We start from the raw sequence: 13,201 nt of genomic DNA, 5'->3' as shown, positions 1-13,201 counted from the left end.
TAGCTGGGACAAAGGGGCAAGCGGATGGCTGATTCACGACAGCAGGGCATCCTGAAATTCACCGCGGGCCAGCAGTGCCGCCCCGAATACCCCGGCGCTGTCCCCCAGGGCTGGAGCAATAATGGGGGTGGCGAAGCGGGGATTAAAGAGGAAGGGCAAAATAGTCTCCCGTCCCACGCTGTACAGGCTCTGCACGTTGCCGACCCCGCCGCCGATGACGATCACATCCGGATCCAGGATGTTGACCACGTTGGCCAGCGCCTGGCCAAACAGCAGATGCAGCCGATCGATGGTGAGCTTGGCCACGTGGTCGTGAGCCGTCGCCGCCGCTATCTTGGCCAGCGAGAGGTGACGCTTGGCCTTGGCCTCGTACCAGGCCTCCAGCGCCGGGCCGCTGATGAAGGTCTCGACACAGCCGCGCTTGCCGCAGTAGCACTCGGGGCCATCGGGTGAGAGCACGTTGTGGCCCCACTCGCCGGCAATGCCGTGGTGACCGTTGAGGATGCGGCCGTTGATGACGATGCCGGAGCCCACTCCGGTGCCCATGATGATGCCGAACACTACCTTGGCATCAGGGTGCTGCTGGCGCACCGCCCCCAGATGGGTTTCCGCCAGCGCGAAGCAGTTGGCGTCGTTGGCGATCAGCACCGGTACGCCGAGCCAGCGCTCCAGATCTTCCTTGAACGGCTTGCCGTTGAGCTCGGTGGTATTGCAGTTCTTCATCAGGCCGGTTTGCGGATCCCGCGCCCCCGGCGTCCCCATGCCGATGAGGGTCGGCCGCTGGCCGATCTTGTCGGCGCACTCGGCCACCAGTTTGGCGATCTGGCCGATCATGTGGTCATAACCGCCGGCACGCTCGGTGGGAATGCGATGGCGCAGCAGCACCTCGTCCCCTTCCAGTACCACGCATTCGCACTTGGTACCGCCAAGGTCGATACCCCAATCCAACAACCTGTTGCTCATCCTGCCTCCAGCCATGACCTTGGGGCGTCAGGCCCGGGGCACATTGCCGTGCCCGCCTGCAGTCGATCGCCCTCTACCGGGTTGCAGTGTAACCCGAGCGGCGGTCAGGATGCAGCCCCCGCTGCAGGCAGCAAAACGGGGCCCGCAGGCCCCGTTGTTCACTGTGTTGTCGACGGCGCTCAGCGGCCGTGGTACTGGGCGGACAGCTCGTGTACCGCGTTGACGAACACACCGGCGTGCTCCGGGTTCACATCCTGATGGATGCCGTGACCCAGGTTGAAGACGTGGCCGTTGCCGTGACCGAAGCCGGCCAGGATGGAGGCGACCTCTTCACGGATGCGAGCCGGGCTGGCGTAGAGCATGGAGGGGTCCATGTTGCCCTGCAGCGCCACCTTGTCACCGACCCGACGCTTGGCGTCCGCGATGTCGGTGGTCCAGTCCAGCCCCAGCGCATCGCAACCGGTGGCGGCGATCTGCTCCAGCCACTGGCCGCCGTTCTTGGTGAACAGGGTGACCGGCACACGGCGACCGTCGTGCTCGCGGATCAGGCCGTCGACGATCTTGTGCATGTACTGCAGGGAGAAATCGCGGTAGTCGCGCGGGGTGAGCACGCCGCCCCAGGTGTCAAACACCATGACAGCCTGGGCACCCGCCTTGATCTGGGCGTTGAGATAGGCAATCACGCTGTCGGCCAGCTTGTCGAGCAGCAGGTGCAGGGTCATGGGCTCTGCATACATCATCTGCTTGATCTTGGTGAACGCCTTGGAGCTGCCCCCCTCCACCATGTAGGTGGCCAGGGTCCAGGGGCTGCCGGAGAAGCCGATGAGCGGCACTTCGCCCTTGAGCTCGCGGCGGATGGTGCGCACCGCGTTCATCACGTAGCCGAGTTCATCTTCCGGATCCGGCACCGGCAGCGCCTGCACGTCGGCCATGGAGGTGATCGGACGCTCGAAGCGCGGGCCTTCACCCTGCTCGAAGTAGAGACCCAGCCCCATGGCGTCGGGCACGGTGAGGATGTCGGAGAAGAGGATGGCGGCATCGAGTGGATAGCGGCGCAGCGGCTGCAGGGTGACTTCACAAGCCAGCTCGGCATTGCGGCACAGGGACATGAAATCCCCCGCCTGGGCGCGCGTGGCCTTGTATTCCGGCAGATAGCGGCCAGCCTGGCGCATCATCCATACCGGGGTCATGTCCACTTCTTGGCGCAGCAGGGCACGCAGGTAACGATCGTTCTTCAGCTCTTTCATCCCAGTTCCTGAGTCATATCCAGCATAAAATGGCGGATATGATACCACTTTGTGCGCGGCGGGGGGCGGCTCAAACGCCTGCCGCCGCCGTTGGAGTGCAAAGATGTGAAGGGGCGCAAACAAGCGCCCCTCTTTGCATCCCTCAGGCTTGGTCGCCGAGGCAAAGCGCGATGAGCCGCCGCGCTATGGTGCCGTGGGGCGGCAGCCGTGGCAGCCCGTCGGCCTCGAAGAAATCGGCGGCCACCAGCTCCTCGTCCTGCACCCGGATCTCGCCACTCTCATAATCGGCGGTGAAGCCCATCATCAGGCTGTGGGGAAACGGCCAGGGCTGGCTCGCCACGTAACGCACGTTGGTCACCCGGATGCCGCTCTCCTCGAACACCTCCCGCGCCACGCACTGCTCGAGGTTCTCCCCCGCCTCCACGAAGCCGGCCAGCACGGTATACATGGGATCCTCGGCCTGATAGTGACGGCGGTGGGCCGCCAGCAAGATGGCGGCCCCCTTGCGCACCGCCACGATGATGCAGGGGGAGATGCGCGGATAGACCAGGTGGCCATGGCGGCACCCTTGCGCCCACTCCCCCGCCTTCGGGCTCATGGGGGCACCGCACTCGCCGCAGAAACGGTGGGTGCGGCGAAAGGTGGCGAGCTGCCAGGCGCGGCCGGCCAGCTGAAAGCCCGTTTCATCCCCGGCCACCATCAGCTGGCGCAGGGGAGTCAGGGCCTCGGTGTCAGCCGCCTCCCCCAGATCCAGCAGCAGGCAGGGCAGCCCGTCCCACTCATCAAAGCGCTCAAAGGCGGCATGCTGCAAGTGGCTGGGCAGACAGGCACGGGGGCCTTGTGGAATGCGCCCCTGGTCATCCAGCAGGACGAGGTGATCGCCCCCCAGCACGAACCAGCGGGCCTGTTCGGTTAATGGCATAGATGCAGCACTCTTTGTTGTGACGTCGGTCGGGATGCGCGCCCGGGGCTGGGCGGCGGTGACGGATGAAAGCGACAACCGGCCACCATATTAAGACGCGGCAAGCCGGGTGGCGACCCCAAGATGGCAGCTTTTCAATGCTCATGAGAACGCCCATGAAAAAGGCCGCCCGCAGGCGGCCTGATGTCGGTCACGGTCGATCAGGCGTCGCCCATCGCCAGCAGGGAGGCGTTGCCGCCCACCGCCGTGGTGTTGATGGTGCGAGTCTTCTCGGTAATGAAACGGCTCAGGTAATGAGGGCCGCCCGCCTTGGGACCGGTGCCGGAGAGCCCCTGTCCGCCGAACGGCTGCACCCCGACCATGGCACCGATCTGGTTGCGGTTGATGTAGACGTTGCCCACGTTGATGCGGCTCGCCAGCTCCTCGGCATGGGATTCGTTGCGGCTGTGGATCCCCAGTGTCAGGCCGTAACCGGTGCCGTTGATGTCGCTGATCACCTTGTCCAGATCCCGGGCGGCGTAGCGCACCACGTGCAGGATGGGGCCGAACTGCTCACGGGTCAGCTCGCGGATGGAGCCGATCTCCAGCGCGGTCGGCTGCACGAAGTGGCCCCCCAGGGTCACGGCCGGCATCGGCGCCTGGGCGATCAGGCGGGCACGCGGGATCATGTGCACCAGGTGCGCATCCAGCCCGGCCTTGGCCTCGGCGTCGATGACCGGGCCGACGTCGGTGTTGTGCTCGGCCGGGTTGCCCACTTTGAGCTCCTGCAGGGCACCGGTCAAAATCTCCAGCACCCGCGGCGCGATCTCTTCCTGCAGGTAGAGCACTCGCAAGGCGGAGCAGCGCTGGCCGGCGCTCTGGAAGGCGGCGCTCACCACGTCGCGCACCACCTGCTCCGGCAGGGCGGTGGAGTCGACGATCATGGCATTCTGGCCGCCGGTCTCGGCGATGAGCGGCAGGATGGCGCCATCGCGCTGGGCCAGGGTCATGTTGATGAGCTTGGCGGTCTCGGTGGAGCCGGTGAAGCAGACGCCGCCGATGCGGGTATCCGCCGTCAGCTTGGCGCCTACGGTGGCGCCGTCACCCGGCAGCAGTTGCAGCACGTCGCCCGGAATGCCGGCCTGATGAGCCAGGGTCACCGCCAGGTGGGCGATGAGACCGGTCTGCTCGGCCGGCTTGGCGATGACGGTGTTGCCGGTGGCCAGCGCCGCGGCGACCTGGCCCAGGAAAATCGCCAGCGGGAAGTTCCACGGGCTGATGCAGACGAACACGCCGCGGCCCTGCAGGAACAGCTCGTTCATCTCGCCGGTGTAACCCGGCAGCAGGGTCGCCTGCCCCATCAGGCCGCGGGCCTGCACCGCGTAGTAGCGACAGAAGTCCACCGCCTCGCGCACCTCGTCGATGCCGTCCTGCAGCAGCTTGCCCGCCTCGCGGGTACAGAGGGAGATGAACTGCTCGCGGTTCGCTTCCAGCAGGTCCGCCAGCTTCTCAAGGGCGGCAGCACGCTCGCTCACCGGGGTCTCGCGCCAGCGTGGGAAAGCGGCATGGGCCGAGGCCAGTGCCTGCTCCACCGCCTGCTCGTCGGCCCAGTGGATCTTGCCCACTAGCTGGCTCACGTCCTGCGGACTCAGCACCACACGGGCCTCGTTGCGCTTGAGGGTCTCGCCATCGATGATGGGGCCCGCCAGCCACTGCTTGCTCTCCAGCTCCTTCAGCTTGGCGAAGAAGGGGCGCTGGATGGAGACGACGTTCATGTTGACGCCGCTGGAGTTCTTGCGGTCGCTGAACAGGTTCACCGGCTGCGGAATGCGATCGTTGGCCAGGCTGGAGTAGCGCTTGAGGGTGCGCAGCGGGTGCTCGGCCAGGGAGTCGACCGGGGTGTTGGGATCCACCAGCTTGTGGACGAAGGAGGTGTTGGCCCCGTTCTCCAGCAGACGGCGCACCAGGTAGGGCAGCAGATCCTTGTGGGCACCCACCGGCGCATAGATACGGCAGTGCAGGCCGGGATGCTCGTTCAGTACGGCGTTGTGCAGCTCCTCCCCCATGCCATGCAGGCGCTGGAATTCGAACTGGCGATCACCGGCCATCTCCAGGATGCTGACCACGGTATTGGCGTTGTGGGTGGCGAACTGGGGCGAGATGAAGCCGCGGGTCGGCTCGCTCAACAGGTAGCGGGCGCAGGCAAGGTAGGAGATGTCGGTGCCCGCCTTGCGGGTAAACAGCGGGTAGCCGGGCAGGCCGGCCTGCTGGGCATATTTCAGCTCGCTGTCCCAGTAGGCGCCTTTTACCAAGCGAACCGGAATGAGATCGCCCTGCTCGCGGGCCAGTCCGGTCAACCAGCAGAGCACCGGCAGGGCGCGCTTGGAGTAGGCCTGCACCACCATGCCGAGCTTGCCCCAGCCGCGGTTGGCATCGGAGCGATAGAGCTGCTCGAACAAATCGAGAGAGAGCTCGAGGCGGTCCATCTCTTCGGCGTCGATGCTGATGGCCACATCCTTGTCGCGGGCCAGCCGTACCAGTCCCACCAGTCGCTCGCACATCTCGCCGAGCACCCGCTCGCGGTTGGCCACGTCATAGCGCGGATGCAGCGCCGACAGCTTGATGGAGATGGAGGGGGCCGGGCCGCCGTCGCTGATGCGCTCGTTGCCCACCGCCTCGATGGCGCGCTGGTAGTCACCGAAATACTTGTCGGCATCGGCCAGGGTCAGGGCGGACTCCCCCAGCATGTCGTAGGTGTGGGTGTAACCCTTCTCGCGGGACTTGCGGCTCGCCTTGAGGGCTTCCTTCATGTCGCGCCCCAGCACGAACTGCTTGCCCATGATCTTCATGGCGGCGTACATGGCGGAGCGCACCACCGGCTCCCCCAGCTTGTTGACCATGCGGCCCAGCAGGTTGGCCGGGTTGCCATCCAGCTTCTTGTCCAGCTTGATGATCTTGCCGGTCAGCATCAGCCCCCAGGTGGAGGCGTTCACCAGGGTGGAGTCGCTCTTGCGAAAATGGGACGACCAGTTGGCGCCGGAGAGCTTGTCCTTGATCAGGGCATCGGCGGTCTCGGCATCGGGAATGCGCAGCAGCGCCTCGGCCAGACACATCAGGATGATCCCCTCCTGGGTATCCAGGCTGTACTCCTGCAGGAAGGCGTCGATGCCGTCACCGGAGCCGCTCTCCTTGCGCACCTTGGTCACCAGGGTGCGGGCACGCTGGGTCACCCGTTCCAGCGAGGCGCCATCCCCCGGCAGCATGGCCGACAGCTCGGCCAGATAGGCATTTTCATCCACCACGTAGTTCTGGGTGATGGCTTCGCGCAGGGCGGCCAGATTGGAGGGAACATAGTCAGCGGCAAGCACTTGGGTAGCTTTGAACATATGGGGTCTTCCTGTACGCCCTAGGGCTGATATCGACGAAGGCGGCCATGCCGCCGAAACGCCGATAATGTATACAATATCACCCCATAGATGAAATGAAATTGTTGCCTGTTATTAACAAATATCGCTGATTGGCTCATATGACGCACTATATCGGCGCCATATGCTAACCAGGCAAAATTAATCGCCTTATTTTGTATACAATTTTTCTCCAGGCAAAAAAGAAGGGTCGCCATGGCGACCCTTCACTCTGCTTCCGACAGCGGTTGTCAGTTCATCCAGCGATCGCCGCGGCTGCGACGACGGGGCAGCATGGGCAACAGGATGCCGAGCAGGATACCGCCACCCACCATGGCACCACCGCGGATGAACCAGTCCATCTGCATGTCGTGCTCCTGGTTGTCGTAGCTCTGGGTCAGGGCGTCGTTCTGCTCTTTGAGATTGCCCATCTCCTCGCTCTGGCTGGCCAGCTGAGCCTTCAGGCTGGCGATCTCCTTGCTCTGCTCGGCGATCTTGCCATCCTTCTCGGTGAAGCGTTTCTCGTTGTCACCGTTGAGGTTCAGCAGGCGGGCCTTGGCCTCTTCCAGCTCTTTTTGCACCTGGGGCAGCCGTTCGCGCAGGCTGATCTCACCCTGCAGCTCGCTGCTCTTGATCCAGCCTTCACGGCCACGACCATCCACCACCTGGGTGAAACCGGCTTCGTTGTTCACTGCCTTGACGTCCAGCGGCTCACCCGCCTTGACGCTGCCAAGGATCCGGTATTGGGTACCCGGACCATTGTGAATAAAGGTAAAGATGTTGTCTGAAACATAACGGGTATCGGCCAGTGCCTGTTGGGCACACAAGCAGATCAGGATCCCGAGAAGGGCGCGCATGGTCGATCGGTTCTCTTCGTTTGGTTAGGTGACTGGCGAATGTTAAGCCGCCTGCGGGTCAAAGGACAAGCAAAGAAAAGTGGCGCCCCCCGAGCTGAGAGCTGGCTCGCAACTTGTCTGCGCCGCGACGCGACCATTCCGGACGCCGCCGCCTATTTCTGTTTCAGTGCCTTCACCTCGTCCCGCAGGGCACGCAGCTCCTGCAACAACAGATCCTGCTGCGCGCTCTGGTGATGGCGCCACTTCTCCAGCTCGCCATCCCCTCGCCCCGGCTGCAGAAACAGGCTGGCCATGAAACCGCTGATAGCGCCAAACAGGCCGACCCCGAACAGGATCAGCAGGCTGGCGACGAAACGCCCTTGTTCCGTCTTGGGCACCAGATCGCCGTACCCCACGGTCGACAGGGTCACTAGCGTCCACCAGAAGGCATCGTAGGGCGTCTGGATCAGGCTGCCGGGCTGGCCCGATTCGATCAGATACATGACCCCGGAACCGACCCCCAGCAGCAGGAAGAACAGGAACAGAATGCCGGAGAGGGTGGTCTCGTTGCGCTCGCGACGAAACATGGCCCAGAGATCCGGGTGCTCCTTGAACAGCTGATAGACCCGCCACAGCTGCAGCAGACGGGCCCAGCGCAGCTGCTCCACCATCGGCAGGCTGCCCGGCAGATAGAACCAGTTGGCCTTGAAGAAGGCCATCCGGTCGGAGGCGCGGGCCCAGCCATAGGCGAAGTGGGCGAGGAAGAAGTAGCAGATCAGGCTGTCGACGTCATAGAACAGCTGCAGGGTCTGAGGGGTGAGCTGGGCATGCCCCCACCAGCGGGCCGTGACCAGCAAAACCGAGATCACCGACAGAAACGCCATCAGCAGATCCATGGCGCGCAGATGAGTTAAGTGATGTCGCATACATTTTCCCACTTTAGGCACGGTGCGAATTAATAAAAAGGAAGATAATGCCGATAGTCCTGAGGACAAAGGAAAACCGGTCATTAAAAGGAGAAATATTATGCAGTTAAACCCGCTGGAGAGGCGAATGAGCAATATCCGGCTGGTACCCAAAGTGGTACTGCTCATGGTGTTCAGTACTGTGTTGCTGCTGGTCAAGCTCTGGTTCGACGCCAGCAATCTGGAAACCACCCTGCTCAGCGAAGGCATCGCTCCCGACAAGGCGGACACTATCGCCAACAGCCTGCTCTGGACCGGGTTGATGGAGACCGCCATCATGGGGCTGCTGTTCGTGGTGCTGCTGCTGACCGGCTCGCGCCTGATGGTCAAGCAGGTGCACTATCTGGTGGGCCTGCTGGAGCGCTTCGCCCGCAAGGATCTGAGCCACCGGGTGCTGCTCAAGTCCCGTGATGAGTTCGGTGACATCGCCAAGGCGGTGGCCCACTCCCAGGAGAACCTCAAGGAGGTGTTCGGCACCCAGCGCGTCGCCTGCAAGGAGCTCAACGACATCGCCTCCCAGGTCACCCTTTGCATGGAGGAGGCCAACGAGGCCATCAGCGAGGAGTTCACCCAGATTGAGCAGTTGGCCAGCGCCATGAGCCAGATGGTGGGCGCCATTCGCGAGGTGGCCGCCCATGCGGAGCAGGCCTCCCACGCCACCGCCGAAACCAGCCTGCTGGCCGAGGAGGGCAGCCGCTGCGTGGCCGCCACCGTCAACACCATAGATACCCTTTCCGGCAACATTCAGCGCTCCTCCACCGTGGTCAATCAGGTGGAACAGGGGGTCGAGCAGATTGGCTCCGTCGTGGATACCATTCGCGGCATCTCGGAGCAGACCAACCTGCTGGCGCTGAACGCCGCCATCGAAGCCGCCCGCGCCGGCGAGGCCGGCCGCGGCTTCGCGGTGGTCGCCTCCGAGGTGCGCGAACTGGCCAACCGGGCCCAGGCCGCCACCGTCGAGATCCAGAAGATGATCGAGCAGTTGCAGGGCAACGCCCGCCAGGCCGCCGAACTGATGGCCCAGAGCGTGCAGCAGGCCGACAAGGGGGTGGAGCAGGTGACCCAGGCCGGCGACCAGCTCGCCACCATAGTGCAGCGGGTACAAGGGGTGGCCGACATGAACCGCCAGATCGCCGCCGCCTCCGAGCAGCAGAGCTCGGTGGCCGAAGAGATGAGTGGCAACCTGGAGCAGGTCAAGCAGGTGGTGGAGGGCTCCGTGGTGGTGCTGCGCGAGCTGCAGGAGGCCTCCGAACTGGTGGAGCGCCACAGCCAGACCCTGGATACTCATATCCAGGCCTTCAAGCTGGCCTGACACAGGGCCGCTGTTGTTGAACGCCGCAATCCGGTTAGACTGGAAGGCCCCATGAGGGGCCTTTCTTTTTTCATCGCGGCAAGGAGCCAGGATGCAGACCACAGAACTTGCGCTTGAAATCAGCGCCGACAAGGGACGGCTCGACGTGCCGCTGATTCACCGCTTCTTGTCTGAAGAGGCCTACTGGTGTCGCGGCATTCCCCTTGCCACCCTGCAGCGGGCCATCAACCATTCGCTCTGCTTTGGCGGCTACCTCGGCGCTCAGCAGGTCGCCTTCGCCCGGGTCATCACAGACAAGGCCACCTTCGGCTATCTGGCCGACGTGTTTGTCCTGCCCGAGCATCGCGGCCGCGGCTACAGCAAGGCGCTGGTGGCAGCCATGCTCGACCATCCCGAGTTGCAGGGATTGCGTCGCCTCTCCCTCGCCACCTCCGATGCCCACGGCCTCTACGCCGGTTTCGGCTTCGTGCCACCCGCCAGCCCCGGCAGTCTGATGGAGATCTACCGCCCCGATATCTACCAGCGCACCTGAATCACTGGCTGCCGATAATTCCCGCCGGCTCATGCTTCTCGTCCCTGCGCTGTGACGCGGGGACCTGACAGTGCTAGATTGGCAGCCAGCTTTTTATCCGGCAGTTTCGTTAACCACAAGGACGGCAACCGTGGCCCAGCACTCTCCCTCTTTCTCCGCCTTCTCCCCCCTGCTGCAGGAGCTGGCCCAGCGCCAGTGGCAACGGCTGACTGAACTGGCCCCCGACTATGGCAATCAGCCCGAGCCGGTGCGCCAAACCCTGCTGACCCTGCTCGGTCTCTCCGATTTTGTCGCCGACTCTCTCTTCAAACAGCCGGAGTTGCTGACCGAGCTGCTCACCTCCGGGGATCTGGAGCGGGTCGAACGCTGGCCCGCCTACCAGCACGATCTGACCGCCCTGCTCGCCGAGGTAAGCGATGAAGAGGCGCTCAAGCGCATCCTGCGCCAGTTCCGCCGCAGCCGCATGCTGGTGATCGCCTGGCGCGAGCTGCTGGGCCACGCGACAGTAGAAGAGAGCTTTATCCACCTCACCAAGCTGGCGGATGCCCTCATCTGCTCTGCCCGCGACTGGCTCTACGCCAAACAGTGCGGCGAGCTGGGCACTCCGATGGACGGCAACGGCAACCCGCAGCCGCTGCTCATTCTCGGCATGGGCAAGCTGGGCGGTGGCGAGCTCAACTTCTCCTCGGACATCGACCTCATCTTCACCTTCCCCGAGAACGGCTACACAGTCGGCGGACGGCGCGAGCTCGCCAACCAGCAGTTCTTTATCAAGCTGGGCCAGCGCATCATCAACGCCCTCCACCAGCCCACCCAGGATGGTCAGGTGTTCCGGGTCGATATGCGACTGCGCCCCTTTGGCGATGCGGGGCCGCTGGCCATCTCCTTTGCCGCCATGGAGGATTACTACCAGCACCACGGCCGCAACTGGGAGCGCTACGCCATGGTCAAGGCGCGGGTACTGGGCCCCCAGTGCGAACACGCAGTGGAGCTGGCCGAGATGCTGCGCCCCTTCGTGTTTCGCCGCTATATCGACTTTGGCGTTATCGACGGCCTGCGCCAGATGAAGGCGATGATCGCCGCCGAGGTGCGCCGCAAGGGGCTGGAGGGCAACATCAAGCTGGGGGCTGGCGGCATTCGCGAAGTGGAGTTTATCGCCCAGGCGCTGCAGCTGATTCGCGGCGGCCGTGAACCGGCGCTGCGGGTGCGCCACCTGCCGGAGGCGCTGGCCGCCATCGCCCAATGTGGCGCCCTCGAATCTGCCCATTGCGATCGCCTGCTGGATGCCTATCGCTTCCTGCGCCGGGTCGAGAACATATTGCAGGAGATCGGCGATCAGCAGACCCAGACCCTGCCCACCGAGGAGCGGGATCGCCAGCGGCTGATCGCCGCCCTCGGTTTTGCTGACTGGGGCGCCTTTATGGCTCATCTGGATGAGGAGATGGCCGCCGTCCACCAAGAGTTCGCCGCCGTTGTGGGGGAAGAGAAAGAGGCCCCCGCCCATCTGGAGCAGCTCTGGCTCGATCTGTGGCGCACCGAGCTCGACGCCGCCGAGTTGGAAAAACTGCTGACCGCACAGGGAGTGGCCGAGCCCGTCCCGCTCTGCGCCGCGCTGCTGCGTTTCAAGGAGGAGTACAAACGCCGTCAGGTAGGGCCGCAGGGGCGCATCGCGCTGGACTGGCTGATGCCGGAGCTGCTGCGACTGGTGGTCGCCAGCGAGCAGCCCGCCCGGCTGTTCGAGCGGGTGTGCGAGCTGCTGACCCGCATCTTCACCCGCAGCGCCTATCTGCAACTACTGGCGGAGAACCCGGGCGCCCTGCGCCAGCTGGTGCGGCTGTGCGACGCCAGCCATCTGGTGAGCGAGCAGCTGGCCCGCTACCCGATTTTGCTGGACGAGCTGCTCGATCCCCAGCACCTCTATCACCCCACTCCGCTCGATCAGTACAAACCCCAGCTGCGCCAGTTCCTGCTGCGCATCCCCGAAGAGGATGTGGAGCAGCAGATGGAGGCGCTGCGTCAGTTCAAGCAGGTGCAACTGCTGCGCATCGTGGCGGCCGATATCGCCGGCGCCCTGCCGCTGATGAAGGTGAGCGACCACCTCACCTGGCTGGCGGAGGCGATCACCGAGGAGGTGGTCAATCAGGCGTGGGCCCAGATGAGCGAGCGCTACGGAGTGCCGCCCGAGGTGGCAACCAGCGGCCAGCGCGGCTTTGCGGTGGTGGCCTATGGCAAGCTGGGCGGCATCGAGCTGGGTTACGGCTCGGATCTGGATCTGGTGTTCCTGCACGGCGGTGACCCCAACAGCTACACAGATGGTCGCAAACCCATCGACAGCCGCCAGTTCTACCTGCGCCTCGCCCAGCGGATCCTGCATCTGTTCAGCACCCGCACCCCTTCCGGCATTCTCTACGAGATCGACATGCGGCTGCGCCCCTCCGGCGACTCAGGCCTGCTGGTCTCGTCGCTGTCGGCCTACGAGCTGTATCAGCAAAACGAGGCCTGGACCTGGGAGCATCAGGCGCTGGTGCGGGCCCGTCCCATCTATGGCGATGAGGCGGTGATCGCCGAGTTTGCCCGCATCCGCCGCGCCGTGCTGGCCAAGGAGCGCGACCTGCCGACCCTAGCTCGCGAGGTGCGCGAGATGCGCCACAAGATGCGGGATCACCTGCTCAAGGCGGGTGCCGGCGAGTTCGACCTCAAGCAGTCCCCCGGCGGCATGGTGGACATCGAATTCATCGCCCAGTACCTAGTGCTGGCCCATGCCTGCGGTGAACCCGAGGCGCTCACCCGCTGGTCCGATAACGTGCGCATCTTCGATGAGTGCGTGCTGGCGGGGGTGCTCACGCTGGAGCAGGCAGAGGGGCTCAAGCATGCTTATCTGGAGATCCGCAACCTCGGCCATCGCCTCAACCTCTCCGAGGTCTCCCGCAAGGTGGGCGACGACAGGCTGCTGCCGGAGCGCGGCCATGTGCTGGCGGTCTGGCAACAGCTGCTGGGGGAATAAACCGAAGGGGCGCCGAGGCGCCCCTTGTTGTATCTAT

Annotated in this window: 9 protein-coding genes; 3 read left to right on the top strand and 6 right to left on the bottom strand. The window is 64.3% G+C overall.

Annotated features, from left to right (window positions below; genetic code table 11):
• Window positions 1-33 precede the first annotated feature (33 nt).
• The 6 genes from OKC29_RS16915 to OKC29_RS16890 all read right to left on the bottom strand — a co-directional run bounded on the left by OKC29_RS16915 (window position 34) and on the right by OKC29_RS16890 (window position 8,346).
• Entirely contained in the window at window positions 34-963 is a 930-nt protein-coding gene (locus tag OKC29_RS16915) for an ROK family protein (protein WP_073348914.1), read from the bottom strand.
• A gap of 179 nt (window positions 964-1,142) precedes the next feature.
• The gene (gene hemE / locus OKC29_RS16910) at window positions 1,143-2,210 is read right to left on the bottom strand and encodes a uroporphyrinogen decarboxylase (protein WP_024943205.1); all 1,068 of its coding nucleotides are present in this window, start codon (window positions 2,208-2,210) and stop codon (window positions 1,143-1,145) included.
• A 142-nt stretch (window positions 2,211-2,352) separates the two neighbouring features.
• Window positions 2,353-3,132: an NAD(+) diphosphatase gene (gene nudC, locus OKC29_RS16905; RefSeq protein ID WP_073348913.1), complete on the bottom strand. Its 780-nt coding sequence runs from the start codon at window positions 3,130-3,132 to the stop codon at window positions 2,353-2,355.
• Window positions 3,133-3,332: 200 nt separating this feature from the next.
• The gene (gene putA / locus OKC29_RS16900) at window positions 3,333-6,497 is read right to left on the bottom strand and encodes a bifunctional proline dehydrogenase/L-glutamate gamma-semialdehyde dehydrogenase PutA (RefSeq protein WP_073348912.1); all 3,165 of its coding nucleotides are present in this window, start codon (window positions 6,495-6,497) and stop codon (window positions 3,333-3,335) included.
• Window positions 6,498-6,766: 269 nt separating this feature from the next.
• On the bottom strand, window positions 6,767-7,372 hold the full coding sequence (locus tag OKC29_RS16895; RefSeq protein WP_011704726.1) for a TIGR04211 family SH3 domain-containing protein: 606 nt from the start codon (window positions 7,370-7,372) through the stop codon (window positions 6,767-6,769).
• A gap of 152 nt (window positions 7,373-7,524) precedes the next feature.
• Window positions 7,525-8,346, bottom strand: coding sequence for a potassium channel family protein (locus OKC29_RS16890; protein ID WP_073348911.1), 822 nt, complete (start codon window positions 8,344-8,346; stop codon window positions 7,525-7,527).
• Window positions 8,347-8,377: 31 nt separating this feature from the next.
• On the opposite strand from OKC29_RS16890, the gene OKC29_RS16885 reads away from it, so the two are divergent.
• From OKC29_RS16885 to glnE, 3 genes are all read left to right on the top strand, one after another.
• On the top strand, window positions 8,378-9,628 hold the full coding sequence (locus tag OKC29_RS16885; RefSeq protein WP_029302409.1) for a methyl-accepting chemotaxis protein: 1,251 nt from the start codon (window positions 8,378-8,380) through the stop codon (window positions 9,626-9,628).
• A 91-nt stretch (window positions 9,629-9,719) separates the two neighbouring features.
• The gene (locus OKC29_RS16880; RefSeq protein ID WP_073348910.1) at window positions 9,720-10,160 is read left to right on the top strand and encodes a GNAT family N-acetyltransferase; all 441 of its coding nucleotides are present in this window, start codon (window positions 9,720-9,722) and stop codon (window positions 10,158-10,160) included.
• 130 nt (window positions 10,161-10,290) lie between these two features.
• Window positions 10,291-13,164: a bifunctional [glutamate--ammonia ligase]-adenylyl-L-tyrosine phosphorylase/[glutamate--ammonia-ligase] adenylyltransferase gene (gene glnE, locus OKC29_RS16875; RefSeq protein WP_162275610.1), complete on the top strand. Its 2,874-nt coding sequence runs from the start codon at window positions 10,291-10,293 to the stop codon at window positions 13,162-13,164.
• Window positions 13,165-13,201 lie beyond the last annotated feature (37 nt).

Source organism: Aeromonas sp. QDB34 (assembly GCF_027705405.1).
GTDB classification, from domain to species: Bacteria; Pseudomonadota; Gammaproteobacteria; order Enterobacterales; family Aeromonadaceae; genus Aeromonas; species Aeromonas hydrophila.
This window is presented reverse-complemented; position numbering and strand designations above follow the sequence as displayed.